Here is a 26,363-nt window from a genome sequence, read left to right as displayed (position 1 = left end):
CCCGCATGATTGAGCACGAGGCCACTGCGGTTGGCCAGACCGCCATCCTGGTGCATGTCAGCTTTCCGGGTACCGATACCGAGGCCGATACGGCCGAGTTCGTCGAGCTGGCGCGCTCGGCGGGCGCCGAGGTGCGGCAGTGCGTCGGCGGTCGGCGCCAGAAGCCGGATCCGCGCCACTTCGTAGGGCGCGGCAAGGCCGAAGAGATCGCCGAGCTGGTCGCTGCCGAGGACGCCGATCTGGTGGTCTTCAACCACGACCTGTCGCCCAGCCAGGAGCGCAACCTGGAGCGTTTGCTCTGCTGTCGCGTGCTGGACCGCGCCGGGCTGATCCTCGACATCTTTGCTTCGCGCGCGCGCACGCACGAGGGCAAGTTGCAGGTCGAGCTGGCGCAGCTGCAGCATCTGGCAACGCGCCTGGTGCGCGGCTGGTCTCACCTTGAGCGACAGAAGGGCGGCATCGGTCTGCGCGGCCCCGGTGAATCCCAGCTCGAGACCGACCGTCGCCTGATCCGCGACCGCATGCGCATGCTCGAGAAGCGATTGGATACCGTGCGCAATCGCCGCGCGCGCTCTCGCGCATCGCGCCAGCGCAATGAGACACCGACGGTTTCGCTGGTCGGGTACACCAATGCAGGCAAGTCGACGCTCTTCAACGCGTTGACTACCGGCGATACCTTTGCCTCGAAGCAGCTCTTCGCCACCCTGGATCCGACGCTGCGCCGCTTCACCCTCGACCCGGGCAATCACGTCGTGCTCGCCGATACCGTGGGCTTTATCCGGGATCTGCCGCCGGATCTGGTGGCTGCCTTCCGCGCAACGCTGGAGGAAACCCGAGAAGCCGAGCTGCTGTTGCACGTTGTCGACTGGTCCGACCCCGAGCGCGAACAACGCATCGAGCAGGTGGAGGCCGTGCTGCATGAGATCGGCGCCGATGAGGTACCGCGCATCATGGTCTGTAACAAGACCGATCTACTGCCGCAGGAAGATCGCGAACTCGACACGGCGGGCGAGGGCCGGCGTGTCGCGGTCTCGGCCGTTTCCGGAGATGGCCTGGACCGGCTGCGCGAGGCGGTGCGCGCTTTCTTCCATGGTGGCATGGAGGAGATCGATATCTACCTGCCGCCGGAAGAAGCGCGGCTGCGCGCCCGACTCTATGACGCCCATGCGGTGCGCTCGGAGACTGCGGATGCCAACGGCACCATGCGACTGCGGTTGCACATGCCGCGCGAGCAGCTGCAACGCATGTGTGCGGCTGCCGGTATCCCGTGGGACGCCGCGACAGCTGATCCGGCGCGGCAGGCGGACTGCTAAACTGTGCTTCTTTAACGGCTCGAACGGGCCGAACTTCCCCATACGGAGCTGACAATGGCGTGGAACGAACCGGGCGGCGGCAAGGATCCCTGGGGGTCCGGCGGTCGCGGGTCCAACGGGTCCAATTCGCCCCCTGATCTTGAGCAGATGCTGAAGCGTTTCAAGGAGCGCTTCACCGGCCGCGGTAATGGCGGCGGCAGTGGCGGTTCCGGCGGCCCTGGCAAGGGCCCCCTGATGGGGGCGGCCATCGTGCTCGGCGGCATCATCGTCGCGCTCTGGCTGGCTTCGGGCTTCTACATCGTCGATGAGCGGGAGCAGGGCGTCGTGATGACATTCGGTGCCTTCACGACGGTGACGCAGCCCGGCCTGCGCTGGCATATCCCGGCGCCGATCCAGCGGGTCGAGACGATCAACGTCACCGAGATCCGCGAGGCCTCCGACCGCACGCTGATGCTCACCAAGGACGAGAACATCGTCGAGGTCGAGTTGCGCGTGCAGTATCGCGTCTCGGACGTCGAGGCCTATCTCTTCAATGTCCGTAACCCGGACGAGACGCTGTCGCAGGCGACCAAGAGCGCGCTGCGCGAGGTGGTAGGTCAGAACACGCTGGACTACACCCTGGTCGACGCGCGCGACCAGGTGGCGAACATCACCCGCGATCGGCTGCAGGAGATCCTGGAGAGCTACGGCACGGGCCTGTTCGTGACCAACGTCAACCTGACCGACGCCAAGCCGCCCGCTCAGGTGCAGGACGCCTTCTTCGACGCCATCAAGGCGCGCGAGGATCAGGTGCGCCAGATCAACGAGGCCGAGGCCTACGCCAACGAGCGCATTCCGCGCGCCCGCGGTGAAGCGGCGCGGCTGGCCGAGCAGGCGGAGGGTTACCGCGAGCGCGTCGTCGCACGTGCCCAGGGTGACGCTTCGCGCTTCACGCAGCTCGTCGCGGAGGTACGCCAGGCCCCCGAGATCACGCGTGACCGGCTCTACTTCGACGTGATGTCCGAGGTGCTGTCGACGACCAGCACGGTGCTGGTGGATGTGGACGGTTCCGGATCGGTGATGATGCTGCCCATCGAGCAGATGCTGAATCGTATGCAGAAATCCGGTGGCAAGAGCAGCGGCAGCAGCAACTCGAGTGGCGGCATCCTGGGTGGTGGCGGTAGCGGTAACACCACCACGTTGCCCGATCCCAGAAGCCGCAGCCGGGGGACCCGCTGATGAGTAACCGTCAAATCTTCGTGATCGGACTGGTGTTGTTGGGTCTTTTTACCCTCAGCCAGTCCTTCTTCATCGTCGACGAACGCGAGCGCGTCATCCTCTTCCAGTTCGGCGAGGTCCAGGGTCTGGACTACGAACCGGGGCTGCACTTCAAGACGCCCTTCGTGCAGAACGTGCGTCGCGTCGAGCGGCGCATCATGAGCCTCGACTCACAGCCGCAGGAATTCCTGACGTCGGAGAAGAAGCAGGTCAAGGTCAACTACTACGTCAAGTGGGAGGTGGCGGACCTGCGCGAGTTCTATCGCGCCACCGGTGGCCAGGAAATGGTGGCTCGCGATCGCCTCGCTTCGATCATGAATCGCGCGATGCGCGATCAGTTCGCCAAGCGCACGATTCGCGAGGCCGTCTCCGACGAGCGCAACGCCATCATGCAGACCGTGCAGGCCAGCACCAAGGAGCCGGTGCAGGAGCTGGGCGTGACCATCGTCGATGTTCGCGTCAAGGTCATCGATCTGCCGGATCAGGTCAGTGAATCGGTCTACCAGCGCATGCGTGCCGAGCGCCAGCGCGTGGCGGCGGATTTCCGCGCCCGCGGCGCCGAGCGTGCCGAAGAGATTCGCGCCAGCGCCGACCGCGAGGCCGAGGTCATCCTGGCCGAGGCCTACAAGAAGGCCGAGGAGATCCGCGGTGCCGGTGACGCGCGCTCGGCCGAGGTCTATGCCGACGCCTACGGCAAGGATGCCGAGTTCTACCGTTTCTACCGCTCGCTGAATGTCTATCGCGAGGCCTTTGCCTCCGAAGATAACGTCATGGTCCTGGAGCCTGACGGCGAACTCTTCCGTTACTTCAATCCGAAGTCGGATCGATAAGGGGGCGCCGTGTGGGAGGATCTCTTCCGGGCGCTGGCGCTGGTGCTGGTCATCGAAGGGCTGTTGCCCTTCGCGGCACCGTCGCGCTGGCGGGAGACCATGCTGCGATTGGCCTCACTGGATGATCGGCAACTGCGCTTTGTTGGCGTCAGTGCGATCGTCGGCGGGTTGATCATCCTGCAGCTGGTGCGTCTGCTGTGAGCGCGCGCCGCGCCGAGTTCCTGCCGGACGGCGTCGAAGAGCTGCTGCCGGAGGCGGCCTGGCTCGCCGAGGAGCTGCGCCGACGCCTGCTCGACTGTTATCGAGAGCGGGGGTACGGCCTGATCCTGACGCCGCTGGTCGAGCACCTCGACAGTCTCCTGGTGGGCGCCGGCGAGGATCTCGAGGATCAGACCTTCCGCTTCGTGGACCCGGTGAGTGGTCGGATGCTCGGCCTGCGGGCGGATATGACGCCTCAGGCTGCGCGTATCGCCGCCACGCGATTCGCCGGCGACGAGGCCGTGCGCCTGTGCTATCTCGGTTCGGTACTGCGCACCCACCCCGATACGCCGGGGGGCGCTCGCGCGCCGCGCCAGGCCGGCTGCGAGCTCTTCGGCGACGCGTCGCTGAACGCCGATCTCGAGATCATCGACCTGATGGCGCAGACGCTGTCGCTGGCCGGCGTGCGCCAGCCGCTGCTCGATCTCGGGCACATGGGGATCTATCAGGACCTGGTCGCCGAGACAGGTCTGCGGCCGGCGGACGAGCAGGTACTGTTCGACATCCTGCAGCGCAAATGCGAGCCGGAACTTGCGGACTGGCTGCGCGCGGCGGCGCTGCCCGAGGCAACCCGCGACGCATTGGCGCAGCTGGTGAGCCTGCACGGCCCACCGGAGAAGGTACTGCCGGCAGCGCGCGCGGCACTGCCATCGACGCCGGCAGTGGGCGCAGCGCTGGATGCGCTGGACGCCGTCACGATGGCGCTGGCCGACCGCGGTGCGAACCTGCACGTCGATCTCTCGGAGCTGCGCGGTTACCGCTATCAGACCGGCCTGAGCTTTGCCGCTTTTGGGGCCGACAGTGCGCGCGAGCTGGCGCGCGGCGGCCGCTATGACGGCATCGGCGACGTCTTCGGTGCGCCGCGTCCGGCGACAGGCTTTTCGGCCGACATCAATGAACTGCTGGCATCGGCCTGAAGCCGCTGCGCGTGGCTGACCGCTAGAGGAAACATCGAATCATGGGGAAATCGGTAGTCGTCATCGGCGCCCAGTGGGGCGATGAAGGCAAGGGCAAGATCGTCGACTGGCTGACGGATCGGGCGCGGACGGTGGTGCGCTTCCAGGGTGGCCACAATGCCGGCCACACGCTTGTCATCAACGGCGAGAAGACGGCGCTGCATCTGATTCCCTCCGGCATCATGCGACCGGATGTCGCCTGTCTCATCGGCAACGGCGTCGTGCTGTCCCCGGCCAAGCTGCTGGAGGAGATGCAGGGATTGGAGTCGCGCGGCATACAGGTGCGCGATCGACTGCGCATCTCGACAGCGGCGCCACTCATCCTCGACCACCACGTACGTCTCGACCAGGCGCGCGAGAAGGCTCGCGGTGCGGCCAAGATTGGCACGACCGGCCGCGGCATCGGCCCGGCCTACGAGGACAAGATCGCGCGTCGTGCCGTGCGGCTGGGGGATCTCTTCCATCGCGAGCGCCTGGCTGCCAAGCTCGGCGAAGTGCTGGATTTCCACAATTTCGTGCTGCAGCGCTACTTCGGCGAGGCGCCTGTCGACTTCCAGAAGCTGCTCGACGAATGTCTCGCCTATGCCGAGCAGTTGCGCGATCTGGCTGCCGATGTCACCGGCATTCTGGAGGCGCGCATGGCGGCCGGCGATGACATCCTCTTCGAGGGCGCGCAGGGTGCGCTGCTGGACATCGACCACGGCACGTATCCCTACGTGACCTCCAGCAATACCACGGCCGGCGGCGCATCGACCGGCACCGGGATCGGGCCGCGGCACATCGACGGCGTACTGGGCATCGTCAAGGCCTATTCCACGCGCGTCGGTTCCGGACCCTTTCCGACCGAGCTGGACGACGAAGTCGGCGAGTATCTGCGCGTCAAGGGCGGCGAGGTGGGCACGACCACCGGCCGCACGCGTCGGTGTGGCTGGTTTGATGCGGTCGCATTGCGGCGCTCGGCCTTCAACAACTCCATGAGCGGGCTGTGCATTACCAAGATGGATGTGCTGGACGAGCTGGACGTGCTGCGCATCTGCGTCGGCTACCGTGTCGACGGCGAGCGCACCGAGTCGCTACCGGTGGGGGCCGAAGGCTACGCGGAGATCGAGCCGATCTACGAGGAGATGCCGGGCTGGCGCAGCACGACGGCCGGCATGGATCGCTTCGAGGATCTGCCGCGAGCCGCTCGCGATTACCTCGCGCGTATCTCCGATATTGCGGGCGTGCCGGTGCAGGTGGTTTCGACCGGACCGGATCGCGCGCATACGATGGTGCTCGAGCATCCCTTCGACTGAGCCACAACGTTGTCGACCCACTCACGCGCTGCGCGGTAACCCGCTCGGGCTGCTATTGTCCGCTCGCCGCTGGAGTGCTCCAACGAAAAAGGGAAGCCGTTTGGCTTCCCTTTCCGGTGCGATCGCTGATCGCCTTGCTGGCTGGTGCCGAGGAGAGGCACTGCTGGCTAATTCCTGACCAGCGACGGCGCCGCCCGGCGCTTCCCAATAGCCCCTGAAATCAGCCGCTTGCGATCGAAGCGTGACGCGCGCTATTCCCTACTGTTCCCGTCTTGACGTAGTTTCTCCCGCATAACTCCGTCAAGAACTACGTCAGGGAGAAGGGGTGGCGAGCTACCGCAAGCGGGGTGACCGCTGGACGGTCGAGGTCTATGTGCGCGGCGAGCGCCGGACGAAGACGTGCCGGACGAAGGCCGAAGCGCGCGCCTGGGCCGAGGAGATCGAGGAGCGGTTACGCTCCGGGCGAGCCGGCGGCCGGCAGACGCTGCGCGCGGCGATGGAGAAGTACCGCGAGGAGGTGAGCCCAACGAAGCCGGGCGAACGGTGGGAGACGGTGCGCCTCAAGCGCTTCGAGCGCGACATGGTGTTCGCCGATGACATGCTGGTCGACGTCCAGCCGGATCAGATTGCGGCCTGGCGTGACCAGCGCCTTCGTGAGGTCGGGCCGGGCTCCGTGCTGCGTGAGCTCACCCTGCTGTCGTCCGTGTGGGAGATGGCGCGCCGTGAGTGGCGCTGGACGCGCGAGAATCCGGTGCGCGACGTGCGCAAGCCCCCGGCGCCACCGGCGCGCGAGCAGCTGGTCAGCGAGGAACAGGCCGTGCTGATATTCGCGGTGGCGCGCTACCAGCGTGGCGTGAAGCCGGAGACGGTGCAGCAGATGGTGGCAGCGGCCTTCGACCTGGCGCTGGAGACGGCCATGCGCGCTGGGGAGATCCGCGGCCTGACCGGAGACTGCATCTTCCTCGAGAAGAAATACGTGCGGCTGCCGAAGACGAAGAACGGCAGCCAGCGCGACGTGCCGCTGTCACGGGCGGCGGTCGCCATCCTGGAACCGATGGACCGCGGCCGGCCGTTCCCGATCGAGGCGGGCACCTTCGACGCGACGTTCCGCAAGCTGCGCCGGCGGGCAGGGCTGGAGGGGCAGTTCACCTTCCACGACAGCCGGGCCACGGCCATCACCCGCATGGCGAAGCGCCTGGACATTCACGATCTGGCGCGCGCCACGGGCCATCGGGATCTGCGCCAGCTACTGCGGTACTACCGGGCTACGGCTTCGGATATTGCCGGGCGGTTGGATTAGGATCGAGCAGGCGGTAATGAAAGCTGGCGTGGATCTTGTTGTCCTTGTGTCTTATCGCTACGGGAAGCACCTCGATCAGCGGCTCTCCGTCAAGAAAGAACCGGGTCACGTCGCCACGGATCATTGTTGTCATCCGCACTGCGGCGTCTGAGATGCTGAGCCGCAAACCCAGCCGGGTGGCCGCTGCATCCAGAATCCGGTCGCCAATCCCGGTTGCGAGAGACGTAGCGGAAACTCTGAGAATGTCATCGACCGTCTTCATGCCGCCCGCCTCCGAATCAAGTGCTCGATGACCTCATCCTTCACCCAAAGCCGGTTGCGCTTCGCCGCCGCGATGGGCTTTGGGAAGCCCGGTTCGTGGACGACGCGATTCAGCACCGTCTTGCGCTCCAGGCGCAGGTAGTCGGCGATCTGCCTGGAGTCCCAAAGTTCGGGTGTAGTCATAGCGTGACTCCCATATCCCAATCCGCCAAAGCATCAGCAACGGCCGAATCCTCCGACCGCCAGAACGCCCACCACGGTTTGAAAAATCGGTAGGCCCGGCGGAACTCGGCGGCCAGGCCGTGCTTGCGGGCTATGGTCAGGCCTTGTTCGTAGGTCATCGGTCTGGAACCTCCAGCAGCGCCTTCTTCATCCGCTCGATCAGCCACAAGACGTCGCCACCATCGGCGATCGAGCTGGCGAAATATTCCTCCCCGTCGGCGTCGTACCCGAGGATCACGCAGCGGTCGAGCTGATCCTTGGCGGCATCCAGGACGCGGTCGGCAGGCAGGTCGAGCTTCGTGATGCCGGGGAACAGCACGACCTTTTCGGATTCGCTCATCACTCATACCTCTGGTATCGGCCGCAGGCCGGGCAGAAATGCCCGTCGGGCCGCATCAGGAAGAACTCGTTGCCGCACTGGCAAACCCGGATCGGCTCGCCCTCGTCGGGGTAGTAGAGCCCCTTCGAGACGCCTTTCAGCAGGCCGCACGCTGGGCATTCCAGCTCATCCGTACCAACCGGCCAGACGCCGCGCCATTCGTGGCGGCACGACAGGCACACGCACGGGCCTTGAGCGTGCGGGTCGGGGCGTAGGCTGACGACCTTCTCGCTCATTCACCCCTCCCGCGCGAGGCGCGCTTCTGGTCATAGGCGGCTTGAAACAACTCCCGGACATGCCGACTGCACTCGGCTAAACCATTCTGCGCTATCGCCGATTCCTTGACGTAAACGTCTCCCGCTGGCGACCCGGGCGTCGCGCGCCCTATCTGCCGGAACCGTTGCCTTTCCATATCAGGTTCACTCACCGCCCACCGCCTTGCGCGAGGCGCGCTTCACTGTTCTCAGCAGTTGGAACTTGGCGCCGCAGTTGACGCACTGCGCGCGCATTGATCCCGATCGCGTTTGCCGAAGCGCCCCGCTGCATTCTTGACAGGTCACGGCCTGCAAACGCTCCGCCATTCTGGCGTCTACCTGCCCGTTGTCCTTTGCCTTGCGGGTTTTTGGCTTCACGATGCCGAGCGCCACGCATATGCGGCGGTACTCTCGGCTGATCCATCCCCCTCCCGGTTCGAGGTGCTCGCCGTCGCCCATGAGGTCGCCGAGATGCACGAGCTTGCGGTGCAGGGCTTCTTCGCTCTCCGCCCTACTCATCGCGCGCGGCCTCGCCAATACCAACAGCCCAAAACAGCCAAGCGAACTCCAGGAACGGGGTGCCGGATCCCATCTCTGTGCCGATAGCCATAGTCGGCAGGATGAAAAGCGTGTGTCGGTTCGTGCGGAAATAAATCATTCCTCTACTCATCGCCAAGCCTCCCCGGAGCGGTCGGAAACGGCTCCCGGCAGGAACGGCCTATGGACCGATACCCATTCGTGGACGGTGTGCATGACCTGCTTGCGTAGCTCGCGGCGCTTCTCGTCTCTCTCAAGCTCTGAATGGAAAATCAGAGGCTTGCCGTCCTGCATCGCGTGCGCCCACTTGCCCTCGTGATAAACCTTGATGCCGTAGAGAGTCCGGCCAGTGTTTGGGGCGTACCAATCTGATGCTTTAGTACGCATCGCCATCCCTTCCCTTCTCGGCCTGTGCGGCGGATTTTCTGCGCCACCACCGGCCGCGTGGCAGCGGATACCACCCGATCAGCGGCGGTTCTTCTGGGTCCGGGTGCTGGTACATATTCCACGCGCCCATGTCGGTCGCGAGCAGAATGTTCCCGTACTCGGTTATCGCCGCTACATAGGTGACGCCGTCCCACTGGCCGCCGGCCGGCTTCTGCAACTCAGTCATCGGCCGCCACGCCTCCCGCCCGTCGCCCGATGCGTCCGCTGGGGGAGTGGGGGCGGCGGTGAGCATTTCCTCTCGAACTTCCATCCAAAGTTTGCCTAGCAGGTTCTGTCCATTCCGATCTGGCCCCCAACCCCACACAGAATCGCGCCAAGAATCCTCAATCAACTCTCGGTGACCAGTCTCTCGTAGCTTGCGGCGGACATATTCATGCTGGTGCGCTTTGGCCCGCAATATGTCTTTCATCACATCGACTTTTACGTCGTCCCAATCTTTTCGACGATGATCCTTATTTTCCGCAGCTATTTGAAAGGCGTCATGTGCTGATGCTGCAGTACGGATGCTGTCGCGTATTTCATGCGCCATCGGAAACTTTTCCCAGTGATAGGCAGCTTCCGACGTATCGAATCGCAACCCCTTCCAGGTCAGGGTGAACGCTGAAAAGTTCGACAGGACATAGAACTCTTGCTCGTAGAAGAACACCTGCTCATCGGTGTCCAGTTTGTGGTTATCGCCCTCCGGCACCGCCGGGCGCGGGGAGGGTGGGTGTCGGTAGAGGGGAATTGTGTAGTGGGCGGTTTTGTCTAGCGTCCTGTGTAAATGCCCGGATGACGCACTGGCTCCATTCAGTAAGCGTTTCACTTCGTCAGCGATAACATCAACGCGCGCGGGATTATCGTGCCGCCAAGCCACCGGCTCCTGCCCATTCCGCTCCGCAAGCTCGGCGCGCAGTTGCTGAATCTCAGCATTTTGGCGGTCGATTTCGTCGGCGGCTTGACGCAACTCTAAAGCCAACGGTGTTATTAGGCTTCCCGGAAACGAGTTATTGGCGTAATCTGGATTCTCAAAAAAATTAGCTCTATTACGCAAGGTTTCAGTTATGTCGGTCATTGCTCTTGCTCCTGTTTCAGTGCCAATCGCGCCGTATCAACCAGAGCGCGACACGGGTCGTCACTGCTCGTCGAGTTAGCGATCTGGGTCAATGCTTTTTCGTAGCGCTCCAATGTTTCCATGCGCACCGTGTGAAACACGTCACCCGCGTAATTCGTCCAACCGCCGCGCAACCGCTCAAGCTCCGCTTTCCGCTCGTCCAGCAGCGCGTCCTGTGCCTTGATCGTCTCTCGCATGGCGTCGAGTTCGCGGCGCTCCACGGCTTCGTGCGTCGCGGTGTCGTAGACGGCGTGGCGGCCGTCGGCGATGGCAGCGACGTGGCCCGCAATATCGGTATATCCGCGTAACGACGGCAGGCTGCGCGTGGCTTCATGGGCCGTCAGAGGCCTCACTTCGGTGTCGGTGGTCATGCGGCCTCCCATCGCCGGCACGCCGGCGCGCTCGCCTTGATGTCTGTTCCGTGGCCGTTCGTCCACACCTCCGCCATCAGCCCGCACTTGCGGTAGACCTTCGACATCCGCTTGCGGGTGTAGTGGCGGCAGGTTCGGCACGTCTCGCCCTCCGGGCCGGTGCCCGGCTGCGCGGCGTAGCCGTTGGATGGCGGCAGTTGCTGTACTGCATCGCCGAGCAGGTCGGTCTCTGTCATACAGCCTCCCCAAAAGCCGCCCCAGCGCGCCGGCCGGGGCGGCCATCTGTGGTTGCTGGCTGGCCCATACGCGCTCCGACAGCTCGCGGTCCCAGCGTCAGCGGTTCAAGCGGTTCAACGGATACCGGCAGCGCGACACTCCGCGCGGACGGCTGCTCTACAACCCGCGGCCAGCTGCGCGGGGATTCGGTGGTGGGGCAGGTGTGCAGGCGCTCTACTAGCGCCGGCTGGTCGAATGCGGCCATGCCTGCACCGATACCCGCGCCCAGGGCGGCAGCGCAGAGCACTGCGCCCAGGGCGAAGTAGAGGGCAATCCTCACGGCGAGAACGTCCCGATGGACACGTTGGCAGACTCGCCGACCTGCTCGAGCAGCCGCGTCTTGAACTCGCGCGCGAGGTCTTCGACCAGCGCTTCGCGACCAACGACGCGCAGGCTCAGGGCCGGCTTGTCGTGCGACGTGAGCACCGAGATGCGCATGCGGATCTGGCGGGGCTCGAAGCCGAGATAGGGCTGCGTCTCGAACAGCAGGTGCGTCGGCATCTCGCCGCGCGCCTTGGCCTCGATGTCCTCCAGCGCCGTGCGGCTGGCGCCGAAGTCGCGGTCCTCGTGCTTCGAGCGTTTCAGCTGCTCGATCGTCAGTTCGCGGATCGCGTGGATTGCGGCGTTCATCGGGATCTGCTCGCCGTTGGCCTCCGCGGACAGGAAGGCGTACCAGTCCTCGCAGAACTCGGCGAGCTCGCGCTGGGACTGCGCCTGATTCTCCACCCCGCGCACCGCCTGATAGCCGGCCGTGGGCTTGAGCTGCAGCGCCGCGCGCCAGTCGGCATGGCCGGGATCCTCCACGTCGCCGAGGTTCAGGAAGGCTGTTGCCGTCATGTTGTCGGCGTCGATGAACACGCCCGAGCCGTCCGTGCTGCCGTGGCCCTTGACGTAGTTGACGAACTCGCTGAGCACATTGGTGGTGTATTTGCCGCGGAACCGGCAGCGGCCGGGATGCAGGTGCTCGATGTCGTGGATCTGGCCGTCGAGCACCAGCGCAGGGCGGTCGGTTTCCAGCGTCCGCCGGCCTTCACCGGCGAGGACGAGGCTCTTGATCTCTTGGATGGCCTGGGCTTCCATTACTTGTCCTCCTCGCGGCTTCCGATGGAGTCGGTGCGGCCCGTGGCGGCGCCGGCACCCATGTCCATCGCTTGCTGCTTGTCGGGGAAGATCGTCAGCGTCCCGGCGCGGCCGACGTGCAGCGGCGTCTGCGTCGAGTGCTCCTCGGTGACCTTGCCGCGCAGCTTTGGCACGACCGATTTCAGGCTGTGCTCGATGCTGACCTGCGAGGAGTCGGCGATCTGCTTGACCTTGAAGGTCAGCGTCAGCTGGCCCTCCTTCCCGGTTTCGCAGACGTGCGCCGCGATGTCCGAAAGCGCGCTGTTGATCTGCTGCTCGTAGATGCCGGCGTTCAGCTCTCCGATCAGCTCCGCGATGTTGGTGTGACTGTTGCTCATGGGTGCTCCTGTGTGGGTGGTGATGCTCAGCCCGCAAACCGCCCGCGCCACTGGTGGCCCGGCTTGCGACTGTTCTTGCGTCCGCCGGCGGCGGGATCTGCGGGTGCTGCGTGTACGGCCTTGTCCGGGTCCATGCCGCGGCGAATGCGGCCGTGGACCGTGGCTAGGGCGAGGCCGTTGGCCTTGGCGGTGGCTATCTGGGATTCGGTGAGCTTCACGACGCACCGCCCCGGCGGTTCTCAGCCGCCCGCTCGATGTTGATCGCCATCGTCCAGGGGTGGCGGCCGTTGCGGCTGTTCTTCCGGCCGGACTCGCCCGGCTTGCGCTTCGGGGTGGTCAGGGCCTTCTCCCGGTCCCAGCCTTCGCTGACGCGGGTGGCGACCGTCTGCATGTCCACGCCGGCAGCCGCGGCCTTGGCTTTCTGCTCTGGGGTGTAGCGGTAGCGGGTGCGCATCAGGCGGTCTCCTCCGCGAGCCGCACTTGCTCGACGTGTTGCAGGTTGATGAGTGCCGGCGGCTGGCTTTCGTGTTCGACGCGCGCCCATGGCAGCATCGACATCGGGCCGGGTTCCTCGACGACATAGATGCGTGTGATGCCGGCGCGGCCAACCTGATAGACGCCGATGTCACCGTCGGCATCGGGTAGCGTGAATACCGCGGCCAGCTCCAAGCCGGGCACAAGGTGATGCGATAGCTTTCGGTCTTCCATTACGCAGCCCTCCGCAGCTGAATCTCGGCAATCCACCCGCGCGCGGTGTCCGGCTTGACGGCGAAGTGCGCAGCAACCGCGCTCACGATCTCGTCATCGCTCGGACGCTGTGCGGGCGCCTGTGCGCCTTTGGCGGCGGCCTTGGGCGCTGGGGAGGGTTCGGCGGCCGGCGGGGCAGGCGCGGGCGCTGGAGCATGCTCCTTGGCGGCTTCGGCAGCCTTGCGGGCTTCCTCCTCCTGCCGGCGCTGTTCCTCGGCCTCCTTCTGCTCCCGGATCCGGTCGCGGACCACGGCCCGCAGGTCTTCGGCGTCCTTCTGCACCAGCTGCTGTGCGTCGCGGAACAGCCCCTCATAGCCCTGGGCTTCTTCGCGCAGGACCGCGAGTCCGGCCTGCATCTTCTGGCCGATGCGGCTGGCCTCGATCTTGGCGTCGGCGACGGCCTGGTCGGCTGCGGCCTTGAGGCTTTCCAGCGTGCGCTTGTTCTTCATTGCCCCGGCGATGTCGCACGGCACGTCGGGCATCTTGATCTTGCCGAGGCCCTTGTTGATCTCGGCGATGTGGTCATGCAGCTGCTGCCGGGCCTGATCGAAGATTTCGTTGCGCCGGTTCTTCTTCTCGGCTTCCAGCAGCTTCTCGGCCATAAGCCGGTTCTGCCGCGCCAGTTCGTGCAGCGTGGTCTTGGTGCGCTTCATCTCGTCGATGGAGGCGACCTGTGCGATGGCGTACTGCTCGGCCGAGTCCAGCGCAGCCTCGGCCTTCTTGAGCGCCTTGATCTGCGAGTCAAGGTCGGCGAAGTCCTGATCGGTCTGCGGCTCGCGGATCAGCCGGTTGTCGATGAAGTCGCGCAGCGCGGCCTCGAAGGCCTTGAAGTTGTCGACGACGCTGATCTCGCCCTTGACCTGCACGGAGACGGCGGGAAGATCATCGACAGGGGCGGCCACGGCCTGCGGCTTGCTCTCGGGCTTGTGCTCGTAGGCCGGCACGTCTTCGCTGATCTGCTTCCATGTCGCGAGGAGGCGTTCGCGCACGTCGAGGCGCGACTCGTACCATGCGTAGCGCATGGTCTCGCGGTCGCCCTTGGAAGCCATGAACAGGATCTTCTCGGCGCCGGCGATAAGCAGCTGCTGCTCGAGCTGCGGGTGGTATTCCTCCGGGATCTCGCCATCCGCGAGTGCTGCATCCAGCTTGGCGTTCAGCGTCTTGTGCTCGAAGCCGATGTCGCGCGCCATGGTCAGGCCGTCATAGGACGCCGACAGGCGAAGGCCGTCGATCTCGTCGGCGAGCACGACGGGGAACAGCTCCTCGCCAATGATCTCCTCAGCCCATGGCCGGGCGGTCGCCTCGTGGCGGTGTCCGTCGTCGAAGCGCCGCTGCGTGTGCTCGTCGACTTCCGGCGTGTAGCCGGTCGCCAGCTCGGCGAGCAGGTCGGCGCGCTTCTTGTACGGGCTCAGTCCGAAGGCGGCCGGCGCATCGCTGGCGTTGTAGTGGTTGGCGCGGTGCTGGTGCCAGGCCTCACTGCCCTGCGGGGCTTCAATGATTTGTGCGCTCATTCGGTTTCTCCTTCGGCGTCGGTGAACTCGGCGTCGGTGACTTCGCAGTCGCGGATCTGCTGCTTCTGCTCGTCGCTCAGGACGCCGCGGGTGCTCGCGGTGGCGATGATTTCGTCTGGGGTCATGCGTCCGGACTGGATGACCTGCCGCCACTTGTCGAGATTCGCGGCGAAGCGGTCGTCGGGATACGCTTCGAGCTCCGGGCGCACGTCCTGGGACGGCGGCTCGGTAGTCGCGCTCTCCTCAGTGATCCGCTCGGCTTCGTCCGGGTCATAGATCCCGGCGAAGGAAAAGGCGACGCGGGCGCACTGGATCATCGTCTTGTGGCGCAGCATCCGGCGCGGGTGGCTCTGCCAGGGCTTCGTGCCGCGCGAGCACTCGGCCATCCACTCGGTCACTCGAATGGGGTGCTTGCGGTCCTTGCGGTGGATCGTGCAGGTGCAGCTCTCGGCGTCCTGCTCGAAGTCCATGCCGTCGAACTGCGGATGCTGGTTGATGATCCGCGCCCATCCATCGACGCCCACCACCGGGACGATGCCGCCCTTGTCGGGGAAGGCGTATATCTCGCGGGTGAACGGATTCAGCTTGTACTGGTCGGCCACGACCATCAGGGCCATCATCTGTTCGTTGCTCGGCGCCGATCCGTCCTGCTGCCGGAAGGCCGTGCACTTCAACGTCTCGAACAATTTGGTCGGTTCGACGTGGAAGCGCTCGGCGAAGCGATGCGTCAGCGTCTGCTGCTTGCTGCCGGCCGGCGCCAGCGGCGTGACGTTGTCGGATTCGTGGTGCTCTGCTACTGCCTGGTTCATGCCGCGTTCTCCTGTTCGTGATCCAGCCGGTCGTCGACCGAGCGCTGGTGTTGCATATCGGCTGCGTAGTCCCGCTCGACTTCGGCCTCGCGCCGCTGCTTCGCGATCCGGTTGTTCCGTACCTGCTCGGCCTCGCGCTCGATTGCCTCTGAGCCGATCAGCGACTCGTGGTAGCGCCGCAGCACCGAAGCCAGCACCCGCCCGAACTCGGCGTCGTCCCGCTCGGCGTAGCAGATGCACAGCACGCTGAGCTGGTCGGTGCCGGCCAGGGCCTCGTGGATGTCCTCGAACAGCCGGTCGCGGCCGTCCTCGCTCGTCAGGTCGCTCGCGAGCCGGCACTCCATGCGCTGCTCGATGAGGTTGTCGAGCGCCTTCTTGCGGTCGGCGTTCGTCGGCTCAGGCCAGTGCGGGCCGGGGACGTTGGGCTCCCATGGCTGCGTGGGGCGTTCGGGCATGTCGTCGTAACTCATGGCGTGCTCTCCCGCGCCTTGAGCATTGCGTCAGCCACCGCGTACGCAACCCCTGGAACCTTCTTTGGGTCATCCTTTAGCTCTAGGCGTGTAATCAGGGCGTGCATTACCTTCGCGGCGAAGTAATCGCGCATGGACATCCCAGCGGCGCCACCCTGGTCCGGGTTGCCGTGGGCGAACGCCGGCCCGCCGTCGTTGCGCACGCTCATGCCGCCACCGGCCCGTCGTCGTTGTCCTGCCGACGACGCTTGGCAAAGGCCGCCGCGTGGTCACGACCAAAGACGCGCTCGCGCTCGTCCTGTTCGACCGTGCGGGTGGGCTGGTAGGTGCTGGGTAGAGCCGGGTCGCAGAGGACGCGGCGGGTGCGTAGTTCGATCACCTTTTCGGACATGGAAATCTCCTCGGCCGCCAGCGGGCGGCCAGTGGGTATCAGGTGGAGGGCGCCAGCGCGGCGCGGTTGGTCTGCGCGGTCTGCGCCTGCTGCGGCGCTTCATCACGCTCGGCCTCGATCTCCTGGATCTGCTGCCGGATGCGCTGGGCGCGCGGGTGCCAGTCGGGCAGTGCGCGGAGGCGGCTTTTCAGGGTGGTGAGGTTGTGGCTTGGCATTTCGTTCTCCCGTCGGTTCCTGTTGACTACCGTGGAGACAGTACACACCAAGTAGACGATAGCTGTCAACGCCATGTGAACTTGAGGGCGTAGAAAGTCGCTTAGCGACTGATTCGCCGAAAGTTATTCTTTATGCGGTTCGGTCTGGTCTGCGCTACTGCTAGTCCGACAGCTCGTCGAGCTGCCGTCGGTACCGGCGCACCGGCTCAAGAAAGGCTGCGTCGAACTCGGCAATTTGTTCTGTGAATGCAGCTTTGATGGACGGGATTCCGCCCACGACGAGGTTGTGATCGAGCGCTTGTGGTATTCCGCCATACATCTCGTCCAGCAACTTAATCTGGTCCTCTGGAAAGTCTGTGGGGCGCAAGAACCGGCTGGGAGGCATCGCGGACTCGGTTAGGAGGACGGACGCAGCGTAAATGTCGGTCTCACGCGAATCCCACCGAATGGCGACGACCGCTAGAGCGAAATCAGCTGCATGGTGAGTGACTACAACGTCACCAAGATCGCGTAGTTCTCTGCGGATGAAGCTGGAGATTTGGGAGCGTACCGATTCATCTTCGCACTGCACGTTGACCGCGACGCGATGCTTGGTCCATTGATAGGCATCGCTCGCTATCGTCTCTGACACACATAGCAGGGCAAGGACTATTCCGGCTCCCACTTGCCGATAACGGTACCTAGAACGCGGAACTCTTCGTGGATCGGCGGATGTTGTGGATTCAGCGGCTTGAGCCATTGGCGTCCATCCTCGTACATGTAGCATTTGAAGGTCACCTCGTCACTTTCTGCGAGCTTCGCGATGATCCGATCGCCCGTGACAGGCGACCGCTTTAAGGGCTCCACGAAGATGTAACAGCCTTCCGGGTAGCTGCGCCCGTAAGGGGCCGTCATGGATGAGCCGCGGACACGCAGCGCGAAGGCATGCTCGGAATGCGGCACCGGGCAGGACAAAGGCTCTTCGCCGGAGTCGCCAGGTGGGTATGGATCGACTGCTGGGTCGAACTCTCCGGCCATGACGTAGGAAATCACGTTGACCTTCGCGCCGCGCATGCGGGCATCGTCGAGCTCCGGGCCGACCGTCATCAAATTCGGCATGTTCTTCTCGATCAGGACGACACCGTCCTTCGAGACACGCCCGCGCGTTTTCCAGTTACCCCAGACGGCTTTGGAGACGCCGACCATATCGGCGACATCAATGTCACGCAGCGACTGACTCTCCTTCAAAGCGAGCAGCCGCTTCAGTAGGCGTTCCTGAAGATCCATAGCAGCAAGCGTAAACGGCGGGTTTACGCTCGGGTTCACGTCAATTTGACAGCAGACGTACACGTGGTGTTAACTGCGCACATGGGCAAGCCACATCACGCGACCGACGCTCTCGACAGGGCAATCGAAATGCTCAACGGACCAGCGGCCTTTGCGCGCGCGTTGAACGTGAGCAAACAACGTGTCAGCAACTGGCGTAAGCGCGGCGTGCCGCGGGATGAAGCCGCAAACGTCGAGCGAGCTACCGACGGCGCCGTCACCTGCGAGGAGCTGTGCCCAGAAGTCACGTGGCTGCGAGACGGCAACGGCATTCACTACGTGGTCACTTGCGGCGTTACGGGGAAGGCCGCGTGACTTCAGCTCCATCGGACAACACTTCGCCCCACCATGCGCTTGCCGCATCGCGTGCACGTGAAGAGCTTGTCGCCCTCCAAGGACCGCCCGCGGAACTGCCAGCGGTGGTTGGAGACCGCGCAAACGCAACGACGCATGTACCGGATGACGAGCCCCATCGGCATCGAATCGTAATCCATTCGACATCTCTCCCTGGGCCAGCAAAAGGCGTCCCCCTACGCCGCTGGCCATCTCGGCCGCTGGCGCTTGCCGCTGCGGCCGCTTTCTATTCAGCAACACCGCCTGCAGAGGCATCCCCATGGATGAAGCACAAGTCGAGCTTGGCCGGCGCATCCGGCGCAATCCGCTCAAGCGGTGGTTCCTTGAGGCGGCGGGGGAGTCCCGCCTGTACCGATGGATCGAGCGCAACCGTGATGCCATCGCACAGGCTGGGATGGCCGATATCTTCGGCGACCCGCCTACCGGTGCTGGAGAAACGCCCAGCAGGAACTGAACCCGTTGCCGGCCATGTCCTCGCCAACCTCGAGGACGATGGCCTGATCGCCGGAGAGAAACGGGCTGGCCGTGCTGGTCATCGGGGAGTGGATCTCGTTGAAGATCGCCCGGGCCGGCTTCTCGGATTTCAGCAGGAGGCCGACCATCTGGTTCTCGGCAGCCGTCCAAGCGATGCGCGCGCCGGATTCCGACATGCGGCTGAGAAGGTCGTTGATCTCGCGCATCGACTCCAGGATGCGCCGCTGGTCGGCCCCGTCTGCGAAACGGATCTGCACCAGATACACGCGACTTGCCATGGCCCTTCTCCCTTGTTTTCTCCCGAGCGCCAACGGTGCCGGAGCGCGAGACGAAAGGCCAGCGAATCCTATCCATCACTGCGCCGGAGCCATCCGGCGCATCCCTCGAAGCCGGTGGCGGACCAGTCGCTACCGAGCGCGACGACCAGCAGATGGTCCGTCTCGCGCACGGCGCCGCGCAGCGCGATCTCGCGATGCAGGGACGCCGCCGGCATGGCCGTGCGCAGCACGAAGCCGCACAGCGTCCCGCACAGGGATGTCCAGGCCGTCGAGCAGTCATCGCCGCTGACCGCGGCCAACAGGTTCCGGATGCGGGTTGTGGACGCGCTCATGCGTTCGCGGTCCGTGGTGCCGGCAGAGCAGCGCACCTGCACAAGGTAGCGATTCACTTCACACCTCGGGAGTTAGGGATGAACGACACAACGGATTTCGCGCGGGGCTCGGACCCGCTTGGCAAGGCCACCGCCGAGTGCAAGGCGTGGATCTGCGAGGACGCCAACGACTCGCTGGCAATGCTGGCGTGCGCGGAAGGGAAGTCGAAGTCGGAGTACGTGCGGGATCTCATCTACGAGCACCTGTGGGGTCGGGCGACGATGACCAAGCTACTGATCCAGCGCGGCCGCGGCAGTGCCGGAACTGGGCCGGCCGAGGGCCGGTAGCCATGCGCTCGGATGGCCAAGTCTTGTTGCCTCTCAGGCGTCGGCACATAGCTGTCCATGGTGGTGATGTTCGCAAGCCTGCTGTAGTGCCGTCTGTGCGGTTGGGCACACAGGAGATCGCAGGTTTCTGGACGGACCACAAAGGCCGTCAATGGCCGGAGGTAAGAAGCCCGCGTCGCTTGAAGTTTAAGTACCCCCTTCATGCGGCGTTGCGCGCTTATGTGATGCACCGAGATAACTACCGGTGCAGAAAATGCCTTGCCGCCGCTATTGATGTCCCAACGGACTACGACGGTCGTTCCGCGTTGTGGTGTGGTCACCCGGGCGATGCCCAGCAGCTGGTGCTAGTCCTCGACCATGTGCTGACCTTGAAGGCCGGGGGGCGCAGCACTCCAGACAACCTGCAGGTGTTGTGCGAAACCTGCAACAGGCGGAAGCAGAAGCAAGACAAGAGGGACGTCCTGGCTGCAATGGGGCGCCAATCATGAGCCGCTACCGGAAGGTTGAGGTTCGCACCTGGAGCGATCGCAAGTTCCGCGCGCTATCCCCAATACCTCCTTGCGGACAGGGGCTATGGCTGCACCTATTAACCGGGCCGCACACTGGCCCCATCCCCGGCTTGTTCCGCGCTGGCCGCGCGGCGATTGCTGAGGAGTTGGGTTGGGATCAGGAAGCCTTCGACAAAGCCTTTCAGGAAGTCTTCGATCAAGGCATGGCGGAAGCCGACTTTGGGGCCCGACTGGTGTGGCTGCCGAAGGCTATCGAGTCGAACAAGCCGGAGTCTCCGAACGTCGTCAAGAGTTGGGCTGCCGAGTGGGCCATTCTCCCTGAATGCCCCCTAAAAGCGCGCGCCTATGAGGCGCTATGCGAGGCTCTGAAATCCTTTGGTGACAGCTACTTAAAGGCTTTCACTGAGTCTTGCGAAAAGCCTGACGTGAAGCCTTCGCCGAAGCCTTCCGGTAAGGCTATGGCGAATCAGGAACAGGAACAGGAACAGGAGCAGGAACAGGAACAGGACTTTGGGTCTACCGACCCTGTCGAGCCGAGCGGCTCGACGGCGAGCAATCACCCGAAGATCCCCCCAGTTTCGCAAGGACGGACGGACAAGCCACCGGCGAACCGCTACGCCGACGACATCCACCGCGTCTTCCAGCACTGGCAGCGGGTCATGCAGCACCCGCAGGCCAAGCTCGACGACAAGCGCATGTCCCGGATTCGGGACCGGCTGAAAGACGGCTACACCGCATCGGACCTGATCGCCGCGGTGGACGGCTGCACCCGATCACCGCACCACATGGGCGAGAACGACCGAGCCACCCGGTACGACGACATCGAGCTGATCTGCCGGGACGCCAAGCACGTCGATCAGTTCCTCCGGCTGGCTGACGCCCCGGATATGACCGGCATGTCCGCCGCTGCCCGCAGGACGGCGACGGCCGCACAGCAATGGCTCGAAGAGGAGGGCGGCAATGCGCACTGAGGACAAGGCGAAGTTTGCGGAGCTGGTCACGGGCATGGCGGAAATCTACGGCCGCGAGGTGACCGCCGCGTCCCTGCGGCTGTGGTGGGCGACGCTCGGCGATCACTCGCTCGACGACGTCGACCACGCGCTCCGGGCCCATGTCCGAGATCCGGAATCCGGGCAGTGGATGCCGAAGCCGGCCGACGTGATCCGCAGGCTTGAAGGATCGGCGAGGGACCAGGAGGCCGACCTGGAGGCGCAGGCGGTATCCGCATGGGGCAAGGCGCTGGAGGCGCTGCGCAACACCGGCCCGTATCAGGACTGCCCGATCGAAGACCCGCGTGCACTGGCCGCTATCGAAGATCAGGGCGGCTGGCAGTCATTCTGCATGATGGAGACGCGCCAGCTGACGTGGGCGCGCAAGCAGTTCATCGACGCCTACAAGTGCATGGAGGCGCCGGGCACGCCGCGGTCGAAGCTCGGCATTCACAGCAGCCAGAACGTCCGACAGATTGGTGAGGCGCGATCGGCAGGCGAGTCTCTGCCGAAGCTGGGTGGGGCGGCGTGAGCTGGGCCACCGCAGTGGATCTATTTGCCGGCGCGGGCGGCTTCACCGCTGGCGCCACACAGGCCGGCGTCCGCGTGCTGTGGGCCGCGAACCACTGGCAGGCCGCCGTGCAGGTGCACGCCGACAACCACCCGGACACCGAGCACAGCTGCCAGGACCTGCACCAGGCCGACTGGTCGCGCGTGCCGGCGCACGACATCCTGCTGGCCTCGCCGGCTTGCCAGGGGCACAGCCGGGCGCGTGGGACAGATCGCCCGCATCACGACGCCACGCGCAGCACCGCATGGGCCGTCGTCAGCTGCGCCGAGTTCCACCAGCCGCGCGTGATCGTGGTCGAGAACGTGCCGGAGTTTTGCCGCTGGCAGCTGTACCCGGTCTGGAGGCAGGCGCTCGAGGCGCTGGGCTATCAGGTTGCGCCGCACATCATCGACGCGGCTGACCACGGCGTGCCGCAGCACCGGCGCCGGGTCTACATCGTCTGCACCCGGACGCGCAGCCCGCTGATGCTGAGCATGGCGCCGCGGGAGCGCGTGCCGGCGGCGTCCTTCATCCGGTTCGACGCTGGCAACTGGTCGCCGATCGACAAGCCAGGTCGTGCCGACGCAACGAAGGCGCGCATCCAGAGCGGGCGCCAGCGCTTCGGCGAGCGCTTCGTGATGCCGTACTACTCCAGCGGGTCAGGTCGCACTGGGCGAGCGCTTAGTCGCCCGATCGGGACTATTACCACCGTTGACCGATGGGGCGTCGTTGACGGCGACCGCACGCGAATGCTCACCGCCGGCGAGTACCGGGACGCCATGGGCTTCCCGTCCACCTACCGCCTGCCGGCCAAGCACCGCGACGCCACGCAGATGCTCGGCAACGCCGTCTGCCCGCCGGTCGTCACGGACCTCCTGACCGAGATCCGGAGCGCCGCATGACCGCCGACATCACCCGCACCTGGGCCGGCGTCGCCGAGGCCAATGACCGCATCGGCTACAACGGCGAGCTTCTGACTCCGGCAGAGATTTCCCGGCGAGAGGCGGAGCTGGCCGACGGGAAGTTGCTGGGCTCCGCCCGGGAGCTGTTCGTCAACATGGACGAGGAGGCGCGCCAGCGGCGCATTGCGACGCTCCGTGAGAAGTGGGGCGACGCGCGCACCGACAAGTACCTGGCGCGGCTGCGCCAGCGGCTACGCAGCGAAACGGAGGCGGCCGATGCCTGAAACGATCGTCAACAGCGAGCCCAGCCTGCAGAAGCTCCTCGGCACGATGCGCGAGGCCTGGAAGCAGCACCGCTATCTCAAGGTGCAGTGGAAAGAGGGCAAGAAGCGCTCCCTCGACCAGAATGCCCTGACGCACGTCTGGTACGCGCAGATTGCACGCGAGCTGGGCGACTGCACGGCCGAGGAGGTGCGCTGCCAGTGCAAACTCGAGCTGGGCGTGCCGATCCTGCGGACGGACGACGAGGACTTCCGCCAGCGCTACGACCGGTTGGTGAAGGGCCGGTTCAGCCACGAGGAGAAGCTGGATCTGATGCGCTGGTTCCCGGTGACGTCGCTGATGACGAAGCCGCAGCTGAGCCAGTACCTGCAGGAGGTATACGACCGATATCGCCGGCAGGGCGTCGGGCTGGAGTGGCCGCAGGACGAGGAGGCGCTGCAGTGACCCGCGCCGATAGCATCGCCAACGCTCTGACCGGTGATGAGGCGCGCGAGGCCGTTCGGATGGTGCTGCGCGCCGCTGAGGCCGCCTTGCTGCACCGCAGCCTGCGCCGGTTCTTCGCCGGGGTCCGAGACGCTGTCGATTACGCCGAGCAAGCGGCCGGGGCGAACGAGGAATGGCACCGCCTGGCCGCCCAAGCAGACCCGGCGCGGCGCCGCATCCCGCGCCGCCAATCACGAAGGAGGCAGGCATGCGGCTGACCGGCGTGGAGCAGCACGCGATCGAGAACGCGCTGGACGAGGCGCTGGTGGCACCGGGCGACCAGCGCACGGTGGTCAAGATCGAGCGGGCGCTGCGGATCATGCGCGAGCGGCCGGAGGGTGTGAGCCGGATCCGTAGCGATGCCGGCGACCTGCGCCGGGTGCATAACCGAGACGTCTGGTCAGACGCATGGGATCCGACGTGAACTACCGCAACCCCGCACTCACCAAGCTGGCGCGCGGTCGGGACTGCACGATCCGCCGGCCGGGCTACTGCAACGGCGACCCGGCGACGTCGGTCTGGGCGCACAGCAACTTCCAGATCCACGGCAAGGGCAAGTCGCTCAAGGCGCACGACATCTTCGGGTGCATCGCCTGCAGCGGCTGCCATCACTGGCTGGACAACGTGCCGGCGCCGCGCGAGGAGAAGCTGGAAGCGTTCCGACGCGCGAACGACGAGTCGCTGCTGATCCTGTTCATGGATGGCGCCCTGGTCGTCGCCGGCACGCGCCAGCGGGCGCCGAGGCAGCAACAACCGATCAGCAAGATTGTTCCCCGCGGAGAGCGCGTCGTATGAACGTACTAGCCATCGACCCCGGACCCCAGCAGAGCGCAATCGTGCACCTCGACGACGATCGCATCCTGCACCATGAGATCAGCGACAACGAAGACCTGATCGCACTGCTGTACGGCGCCCACTTCCCCGACTGCCCGATGCTGGCCGTCGAGGGGATCGCCAGCTATGGCATGGCTGTTGGCGCCGACGTGTTCCAGACGTGCATCTGGATCGGGCGCTTCATCGAGGCCTACCCGGGAGATCATGAGCTGGTGTATCGGCGCACAGTAAAGCTGAATCTGTGCGGATCAGCACGGGCGAAAGACCCGAATGTCCGGCAGGCGCTGATCGACCGATACGGCCCCGGGAAAGACCGGGCGATCGGCAAGAAGGCGACGCCGGGTCCGCTGTACGGCATCCGGTCGCACGAATGGTCGGCGCTGGCGGTGGGGGTTACCTACATCGACGCTGCAAGACTCCGAGAGGCCGCCTGATGCCCCGCACCCGAACACTGGAGGAGGCGCTGGCCGAGGACGCCAGCGGCTGCCCCTGCGACGACGGCTGCCCGATGCGCGAACAGTGCAGCCGCTGGGCGCTGGCCTGCCCGGACTACCTGCGCTGGTTCCGTGAGAAGGGAGACCTGCGCGGCGATCGGTTCCCGCTGCGGTCGATCTACGAGCGGATCTTTCACGACGCTGGGGAGGTCACGCGCGAGCCGGCGATGCTGAGCCTGGGCGGCGAGCGCCGGCACATGAGTGTCTGGCTGGCCAAGGCGCGCGCGACGCCCGCGCAGCTGGCGGACCTGGCTTCCACGGGCATCAACCTGACGCGATGGGTGAGGGCGCATGCCGGAGCGTAAGGCGACGCTCACGCTGCCGCACCCGCAGCGCGCCGAGGCCGTCGCCTACCGAAACGACGCGCTGCGGGCCTGCCGGGAACAGGAAGCGCCGTCGCTGGGTTCGGGCCCCATGCGCGTGGTCATCACCTGGAGCCCGCCCGACCGGCGCGCCTACGGCTTGGACAGCAAGCAGGTCATCGACGCACTGACCCGCGCCCGCGTCTGGGAAGACGACAGCCAGATCATCGACCTGCGGATCCTGCGCCGCGAGGTTACCCCCGGTGGAAAGCTCGAAGTGGAGGTCACGGCATGCGATATCCGAACCGGATGACGATGGCAGACGCCGAGCGCTGGTTGATGGACTGGGGCTGGTGGGCGCGGACGTGTTTCGAGCAGATCGGCGTCGGCGCGACGGCGGTGCGCGCGGCCGAGGACGCCCAGCTGGTCGGCGGCCCGCGCGGTAAGGGCATGCACAGCGACCCGGTTCTCGAGGAGCTTCTGGCCGTCGAGCGCGACCCGGAGCACGAGTGGAGCCGGCGGGTGGATGTCCACGTCCGGGGTATGGACCGCGAGCGCCAGCTGGTGGTGACGGTGCGCTACCGCGGCGTGCAGCGCCTGGTCCACGGCATGCGCCGCTGGGACATACCCGACTGGCCGGAGGTCGGCAAGCGCTGCGGCGGGATCAGCGCGCACAAGGCGATGGAGACGTGCCGGGGGGCGAAGCAGATCCTGCTGATGGATCTGGTGGGGGATGCGGCGGCGCGGCTGGCCTCCTAAATCGACACCCGCGCAATCCACCCCGGATCTTCCGCCCGCATCTGCCACAGTTCCCACAGCGCCGGATCCAGCGGCCGCCGCCCGCGCTCCCAGCTCGCCCACACCTCTGGAGAGCGATAGATCAGCGCGCCGGCCTGAGCCTGGGTGAGCCCCGCGGCCTCGCGCGCCGAGCGTATATCGGTCGGGGCGGGGGAGGGTGGCCAGTTACTTAGGTCGGTCAGCACGGTCGGCCTCGATCAGCGCGTCGAGCGCTGCCTCCAGCTCGGCGACATTAAGCGGCGAGAATTTGTCGCTATCCTCGCGCCGTGACCACGCTGCGACGCGTGAGCGGCTGATCGAAACGCCGCGCGCGTTGAGCGCGTCCGCGACGTCTCGGTCGTCGATATCACAGAGCGCACGGATTTTTTTCCATAGCCCGTTGACCCTGTTCGGGTCGTGATTGCCCACCGGCTGGCGCTGGTATTGCGGGGTCGTTTTCATTGCGCTATGTTTCTCCGTGTTCCCCGCCGAGGCGGGGATGATCCGTGGAACGGTTCGCTG

Annotated in this window: 50 protein-coding genes; 22 read left to right on the top strand and 28 right to left on the bottom strand. The window is 65.5% G+C overall.

Features of this window, described 5'->3' with window-relative positions:
* Positions 1–5: 5 nt before the first annotated feature.
* The 7 genes from hflX (at position 6) to U743_RS09440 (ending at position 7,209) form a co-directional block, all read left to right on the top strand.
* Complete coding sequence (gene hflX / locus U743_RS09470; RefSeq protein ID WP_043767618.1) at positions 6–1,313, top strand: ribosome rescue GTPase HflX; 1,308 nt, start codon at positions 6–8, stop codon at positions 1,311–1,313.
* 54 nt (positions 1,314–1,367) lie between these two features.
* Entirely contained in the window at positions 1,368–2,531 is a 1,164-nt protein-coding gene (gene hflK, locus U743_RS09465; RefSeq protein ID WP_043767615.1) for an FtsH protease activity modulator HflK, read from the top strand.
* Positions 2,531–3,400 carry a protease modulator HflC gene (gene hflC, locus U743_RS09460; RefSeq protein ID WP_043767613.1) on the top strand — a complete coding sequence of 290 codons (870 nt, stop codon included), beginning with the start codon at positions 2,531–2,533 and terminating at the stop codon, positions 3,398–3,400. The genes hflK and hflC overlap by 1 nt, the downstream gene beginning before the upstream one ends.
* Before the next feature lie 9 nt (positions 3,401–3,409).
* On the top strand, positions 3,410–3,601 hold the full coding sequence (locus tag U743_RS09455; RefSeq protein ID WP_043767610.1) for a DUF2065 domain-containing protein: 192 nt from the start codon (positions 3,410–3,412) through the stop codon (positions 3,599–3,601).
* Positions 3,598–4,575, top strand: coding sequence for an ATP phosphoribosyltransferase regulatory subunit (locus U743_RS09450; protein WP_043767607.1), 978 nt, complete (start codon positions 3,598–3,600; stop codon positions 4,573–4,575). Before U743_RS09455 ends, U743_RS09450 begins: the two co-directional genes overlap by 4 nt.
* A 41-nt stretch (positions 4,576–4,616) precedes the next feature.
* A complete protein-coding gene (locus U743_RS09445) occupies positions 4,617–5,909 on the top strand; it encodes an adenylosuccinate synthase (protein ID WP_043767604.1) in 1,293 nt (430 codons plus the stop codon).
* Positions 5,910–6,234: 325 nt separating this feature from the next.
* Positions 6,235–7,209 (top strand): tyrosine-type recombinase/integrase, encoded by a 975-nt coding sequence (locus U743_RS09440; RefSeq protein ID WP_043767601.1) that lies wholly within the window; start codon positions 6,235–6,237, stop codon positions 7,207–7,209.
* On the opposite strand, the gene U743_RS09435 is transcribed toward U743_RS09440, so the two are convergent.
* From U743_RS09435 to U743_RS18105, 24 genes are all read right to left on the bottom strand, one after another.
* A complete protein-coding gene (locus U743_RS09435; RefSeq protein ID WP_043767599.1) occupies positions 7,175–7,471 on the bottom strand; it encodes a hypothetical protein in 297 nt (98 codons plus the stop codon). The genes U743_RS09440 and U743_RS09435 overlap by 35 nt on opposite strands.
* A complete protein-coding gene (locus U743_RS09430; protein WP_043767597.1) occupies positions 7,468–7,653 on the bottom strand; it encodes a helix-turn-helix transcriptional regulator in 186 nt (61 codons plus the stop codon). The genes U743_RS09435 and U743_RS09430 overlap by 4 nt, the downstream gene beginning before the upstream one ends.
* Positions 7,650–7,811 (bottom strand): hypothetical protein, encoded by a 162-nt coding sequence (locus tag U743_RS19125; protein WP_156966396.1) that lies wholly within the window; start codon positions 7,809–7,811, stop codon positions 7,650–7,652. The genes U743_RS09430 and U743_RS19125 overlap by 4 nt, the downstream gene beginning before the upstream one ends.
* Positions 7,808–8,032: a hypothetical protein gene (locus tag U743_RS09425; RefSeq protein ID WP_043767594.1), complete on the bottom strand. Its 225-nt coding sequence runs from the start codon at positions 8,030–8,032 to the stop codon at positions 7,808–7,810. Before U743_RS09425 ends, U743_RS19125 begins: the two co-directional genes overlap by 4 nt.
* Entirely contained in the window at positions 8,032–8,307 is a 276-nt protein-coding gene (locus U743_RS09420) for a hypothetical protein (protein ID WP_043767591.1), read from the bottom strand. The genes U743_RS09425 and U743_RS09420 overlap by 1 nt, the downstream gene beginning before the upstream one ends.
* Before the next feature lie 183 nt (positions 8,308–8,490).
* Positions 8,491–8,844 (bottom strand): hypothetical protein, encoded by a 354-nt coding sequence (locus U743_RS09415; protein WP_043767589.1) that lies wholly within the window; start codon positions 8,842–8,844, stop codon positions 8,491–8,493.
* A complete protein-coding gene (locus tag U743_RS19120) occupies positions 8,837–8,983 on the bottom strand; it encodes a hypothetical protein (protein ID WP_156966395.1) in 147 nt (48 codons plus the stop codon). Before U743_RS19120 ends, U743_RS09415 begins: the two co-directional genes overlap by 8 nt.
* 8 nt (positions 8,984–8,991) lie before the next feature.
* Positions 8,992–9,255, bottom strand: a complete 264-nt coding sequence (locus U743_RS09410; protein WP_043767587.1) for a hypothetical protein — start codon at positions 9,253–9,255, stop codon at positions 8,992–8,994.
* Positions 9,239–10,363 (bottom strand): NADAR family protein, encoded by a 1,125-nt coding sequence (locus tag U743_RS18110; protein WP_084191457.1) that lies wholly within the window; start codon positions 10,361–10,363, stop codon positions 9,239–9,241. Before U743_RS18110 ends, U743_RS09410 begins: the two co-directional genes overlap by 17 nt.
* Positions 10,360–10,773 carry a hypothetical protein gene (locus tag U743_RS09400; RefSeq protein WP_043767585.1) on the bottom strand — a complete coding sequence of 138 codons (414 nt, stop codon included), beginning with the start codon at positions 10,771–10,773 and terminating at the stop codon, positions 10,360–10,362. The genes U743_RS18110 and U743_RS09400 overlap by 4 nt, the downstream gene beginning before the upstream one ends.
* A complete protein-coding gene (locus U743_RS09395; RefSeq protein WP_052367824.1) occupies positions 10,770–11,009 on the bottom strand; it encodes a hypothetical protein in 240 nt (79 codons plus the stop codon). Before U743_RS09395 ends, U743_RS09400 begins: the two co-directional genes overlap by 4 nt.
* Before the next feature lie 316 nt (positions 11,010–11,325).
* Positions 11,326–12,129 carry a DUF2303 family protein gene (locus U743_RS09390; RefSeq protein WP_043767582.1) on the bottom strand — a complete coding sequence of 268 codons (804 nt, stop codon included), beginning with the start codon at positions 12,127–12,129 and terminating at the stop codon, positions 11,326–11,328.
* Entirely contained in the window at positions 12,129–12,506 is a 378-nt protein-coding gene (locus tag U743_RS09385; RefSeq protein WP_198021989.1) for a hypothetical protein, read from the bottom strand. Before U743_RS09385 ends, U743_RS09390 begins: the two co-directional genes overlap by 1 nt.
* Positions 12,507–12,532: 26 nt before the next feature.
* Positions 12,533–12,724, bottom strand: a complete 192-nt coding sequence (locus U743_RS09380; RefSeq protein WP_043767579.1) for a hypothetical protein — start codon at positions 12,722–12,724, stop codon at positions 12,533–12,535.
* Positions 12,721–12,960, bottom strand: coding sequence for a hypothetical protein (locus U743_RS09375; protein ID WP_043767577.1), 240 nt, complete (start codon positions 12,958–12,960; stop codon positions 12,721–12,723). The genes U743_RS09380 and U743_RS09375 overlap by 4 nt, the downstream gene beginning before the upstream one ends.
* Positions 12,960–13,214 carry a hypothetical protein gene (locus U743_RS09370; RefSeq protein WP_043767574.1) on the bottom strand — a complete coding sequence of 85 codons (255 nt, stop codon included), beginning with the start codon at positions 13,212–13,214 and terminating at the stop codon, positions 12,960–12,962. Before U743_RS09370 ends, U743_RS09375 begins: the two co-directional genes overlap by 1 nt.
* The gene (locus U743_RS09365) at positions 13,214–14,764 is read right to left on the bottom strand and encodes a YqaJ viral recombinase family protein (protein ID WP_052367820.1); all 1,551 of its coding nucleotides are present in this window, start codon (positions 14,762–14,764) and stop codon (positions 13,214–13,216) included. The genes U743_RS09370 and U743_RS09365 overlap by 1 nt, the downstream gene beginning before the upstream one ends.
* A complete protein-coding gene (bet, locus tag U743_RS09360; RefSeq protein WP_084191456.1) occupies positions 14,761–15,573 on the bottom strand; it encodes a phage recombination protein Bet in 813 nt (270 codons plus the stop codon). The genes U743_RS09365 and bet overlap by 4 nt, the downstream gene beginning before the upstream one ends.
* Positions 15,570–16,043, bottom strand: a complete 474-nt coding sequence (locus U743_RS09355) for a hypothetical protein (protein ID WP_043767571.1) — start codon at positions 16,041–16,043, stop codon at positions 15,570–15,572. Before U743_RS09355 ends, bet begins: the two co-directional genes overlap by 4 nt.
* Positions 16,040–16,252 (bottom strand): hypothetical protein, encoded by a 213-nt coding sequence (locus U743_RS09350; RefSeq protein WP_043767568.1) that lies wholly within the window; start codon positions 16,250–16,252, stop codon positions 16,040–16,042. The genes U743_RS09355 and U743_RS09350 overlap by 4 nt, the downstream gene beginning before the upstream one ends.
* Positions 16,249–16,434, bottom strand: a complete 186-nt coding sequence (locus tag U743_RS09345; protein ID WP_043767565.1) for a hypothetical protein — start codon at positions 16,432–16,434, stop codon at positions 16,249–16,251. Before U743_RS09345 ends, U743_RS09350 begins: the two co-directional genes overlap by 4 nt.
* Before the next feature lie 38 nt (positions 16,435–16,472).
* Positions 16,473–16,649 (bottom strand): hypothetical protein, encoded by a 177-nt coding sequence (locus U743_RS19115; protein WP_156966394.1) that lies wholly within the window; start codon positions 16,647–16,649, stop codon positions 16,473–16,475.
* Positions 16,650–16,809: 160 nt separating this feature from the next.
* Entirely contained in the window at positions 16,810–17,280 is a 471-nt protein-coding gene (locus U743_RS09340) for a hypothetical protein (RefSeq protein WP_043767562.1), read from the bottom strand.
* A 17-nt stretch (positions 17,281–17,297) separates the two neighbouring features.
* Positions 17,298–17,915 (bottom strand): LexA family protein, encoded by a 618-nt coding sequence (locus U743_RS18105; protein WP_052367817.1) that lies wholly within the window; start codon positions 17,913–17,915, stop codon positions 17,298–17,300.
* Between the two features lie 81 nt (positions 17,916–17,996).
* Between U743_RS18105 and U743_RS09330 the strand changes: the two genes are divergently transcribed.
* On the top strand, positions 17,997–18,269 hold the full coding sequence (locus U743_RS09330) for a Cro/CI family transcriptional regulator (RefSeq protein ID WP_052367815.1): 273 nt from the start codon (positions 17,997–17,999) through the stop codon (positions 18,267–18,269).
* Between the two features lie 458 nt (positions 18,270–18,727).
* Here U743_RS09330 and U743_RS09325 read toward each other — a convergent pair whose 3' ends face one another.
* Complete coding sequence (locus tag U743_RS09325; RefSeq protein ID WP_043767559.1) at positions 18,728–19,060, bottom strand: hypothetical protein; 333 nt, start codon at positions 19,058–19,060, stop codon at positions 18,728–18,730.
* A 68-nt stretch (positions 19,061–19,128) separates the two neighbouring features.
* Positions 19,129–19,449 (bottom strand): hypothetical protein, encoded by a 321-nt coding sequence (locus U743_RS09320; RefSeq protein ID WP_043767554.1) that lies wholly within the window; start codon positions 19,447–19,449, stop codon positions 19,129–19,131.
* Between the two features lie 21 nt (positions 19,450–19,470).
* Here U743_RS09320 and U743_RS09315 point away from each other — a divergent pair, with 21 nt between their 5' ends.
* Genes U743_RS09315 through U743_RS09245 form a run of 14 tightly spaced genes read left to right on the top strand, consistent with a single transcriptional unit; the run spans position 19,471 to position 25,823 of the window.
* Positions 19,471–19,719, top strand: coding sequence for a hypothetical protein (locus tag U743_RS09315; protein ID WP_043767551.1), 249 nt, complete (start codon positions 19,471–19,473; stop codon positions 19,717–19,719).
* A gap of 2 nt (positions 19,720–19,721) precedes the next feature.
* Entirely contained in the window at positions 19,722–20,207 is a 486-nt protein-coding gene (locus tag U743_RS19770) for an HNH endonuclease (RefSeq protein ID WP_084191455.1), read from the top strand.
* Complete coding sequence (locus U743_RS18100; RefSeq protein ID WP_052367814.1) at positions 20,204–21,199, top strand: hypothetical protein; 996 nt, start codon at positions 20,204–20,206, stop codon at positions 21,197–21,199. Before U743_RS19770 ends, U743_RS18100 begins: the two co-directional genes overlap by 4 nt.
* Positions 21,189–21,749 carry a DUF6475 domain-containing protein gene (locus U743_RS09300; RefSeq protein ID WP_043767546.1) on the top strand — a complete coding sequence of 187 codons (561 nt, stop codon included), beginning with the start codon at positions 21,189–21,191 and terminating at the stop codon, positions 21,747–21,749. Before U743_RS18100 ends, U743_RS09300 begins: the two co-directional genes overlap by 11 nt.
* Positions 21,746–22,669: a DNA cytosine methyltransferase gene (locus U743_RS09295; RefSeq protein ID WP_043767543.1), complete on the top strand. Its 924-nt coding sequence runs from the start codon at positions 21,746–21,748 to the stop codon at positions 22,667–22,669. Before U743_RS09300 ends, U743_RS09295 begins: the two co-directional genes overlap by 4 nt.
* Complete coding sequence (locus U743_RS09290) at positions 22,666–22,953, top strand: type 2 periplasmic-binding domain-containing protein (RefSeq protein ID WP_043767541.1); 288 nt, start codon at positions 22,666–22,668, stop codon at positions 22,951–22,953. The genes U743_RS09295 and U743_RS09290 overlap by 4 nt, the downstream gene beginning before the upstream one ends.
* Positions 22,946–23,395, top strand: a complete 450-nt coding sequence (locus U743_RS09285) for a hypothetical protein (protein WP_043767539.1) — start codon at positions 22,946–22,948, stop codon at positions 23,393–23,395. The genes U743_RS09290 and U743_RS09285 overlap by 8 nt, the downstream gene beginning before the upstream one ends.
* Positions 23,392–23,652, top strand: coding sequence for a hypothetical protein (locus tag U743_RS09280; protein ID WP_043767537.1), 261 nt, complete (start codon positions 23,392–23,394; stop codon positions 23,650–23,652). The genes U743_RS09285 and U743_RS09280 overlap by 4 nt, the downstream gene beginning before the upstream one ends.
* Positions 23,643–23,858: a hypothetical protein gene (locus U743_RS09275; RefSeq protein ID WP_043767535.1), complete on the top strand. Its 216-nt coding sequence runs from the start codon at positions 23,643–23,645 to the stop codon at positions 23,856–23,858. Before U743_RS09280 ends, U743_RS09275 begins: the two co-directional genes overlap by 10 nt.
* Positions 23,855–24,229: a nuclease domain-containing protein gene (locus U743_RS18095; RefSeq protein WP_052367813.1), complete on the top strand. Its 375-nt coding sequence runs from the start codon at positions 23,855–23,857 to the stop codon at positions 24,227–24,229. Before U743_RS09275 ends, U743_RS18095 begins: the two co-directional genes overlap by 4 nt.
* Entirely contained in the window at positions 24,226–24,702 is a 477-nt protein-coding gene (locus U743_RS09260) for a hypothetical protein (protein WP_043767533.1), read from the top strand. Before U743_RS18095 ends, U743_RS09260 begins: the two co-directional genes overlap by 4 nt.
* On the top strand, positions 24,702–25,067 hold the full coding sequence (locus U743_RS09255) for a hypothetical protein (RefSeq protein WP_043767531.1): 366 nt from the start codon (positions 24,702–24,704) through the stop codon (positions 25,065–25,067). The genes U743_RS09260 and U743_RS09255 overlap by 1 nt, the downstream gene beginning before the upstream one ends.
* Positions 25,054–25,377 carry a RusA family crossover junction endodeoxyribonuclease gene (locus U743_RS18090; protein WP_052367812.1) on the top strand — a complete coding sequence of 108 codons (324 nt, stop codon included), beginning with the start codon at positions 25,054–25,056 and terminating at the stop codon, positions 25,375–25,377. The genes U743_RS09255 and U743_RS18090 overlap by 14 nt, the downstream gene beginning before the upstream one ends.
* Positions 25,356–25,823 carry a hypothetical protein gene (locus U743_RS09245; protein ID WP_156966392.1) on the top strand — a complete coding sequence of 156 codons (468 nt, stop codon included), beginning with the start codon at positions 25,356–25,358 and terminating at the stop codon, positions 25,821–25,823. The genes U743_RS18090 and U743_RS09245 overlap by 22 nt, the downstream gene beginning before the upstream one ends.
* Here U743_RS09245 and U743_RS19765 read toward each other — a convergent pair.
* Together U743_RS19765 and U743_RS09240 are read right to left on the bottom strand one after the other, a co-directional pair.
* Positions 25,820–26,047: a helix-turn-helix domain-containing protein gene (locus U743_RS19765; protein WP_198021988.1), complete on the bottom strand. Its 228-nt coding sequence runs from the start codon at positions 26,045–26,047 to the stop codon at positions 25,820–25,822. The two genes, U743_RS09245 and U743_RS19765, sit on opposite strands and share 4 nt — an antisense overlap.
* Positions 26,028–26,303 (bottom strand): DUF1456 family protein, encoded by a 276-nt coding sequence (locus tag U743_RS09240; RefSeq protein ID WP_043767526.1) that lies wholly within the window; start codon positions 26,301–26,303, stop codon positions 26,028–26,030. The genes U743_RS19765 and U743_RS09240 overlap by 20 nt, the downstream gene beginning before the upstream one ends.
* Positions 26,304–26,363 lie beyond the last annotated feature (60 nt).

Origin of the sequence: Algiphilus aromaticivorans DG1253, from assembly GCF_000733765.1 — a bacterium.
Lineage (GTDB): Bacteria > Pseudomonadota > Gammaproteobacteria > Nevskiales > Nevskiaceae > Algiphilus > Algiphilus aromaticivorans.
The sequence above is the reverse complement of the archived record's forward strand: the minus strand, read 5'-3'. Positions and strand labels throughout refer to the sequence as shown.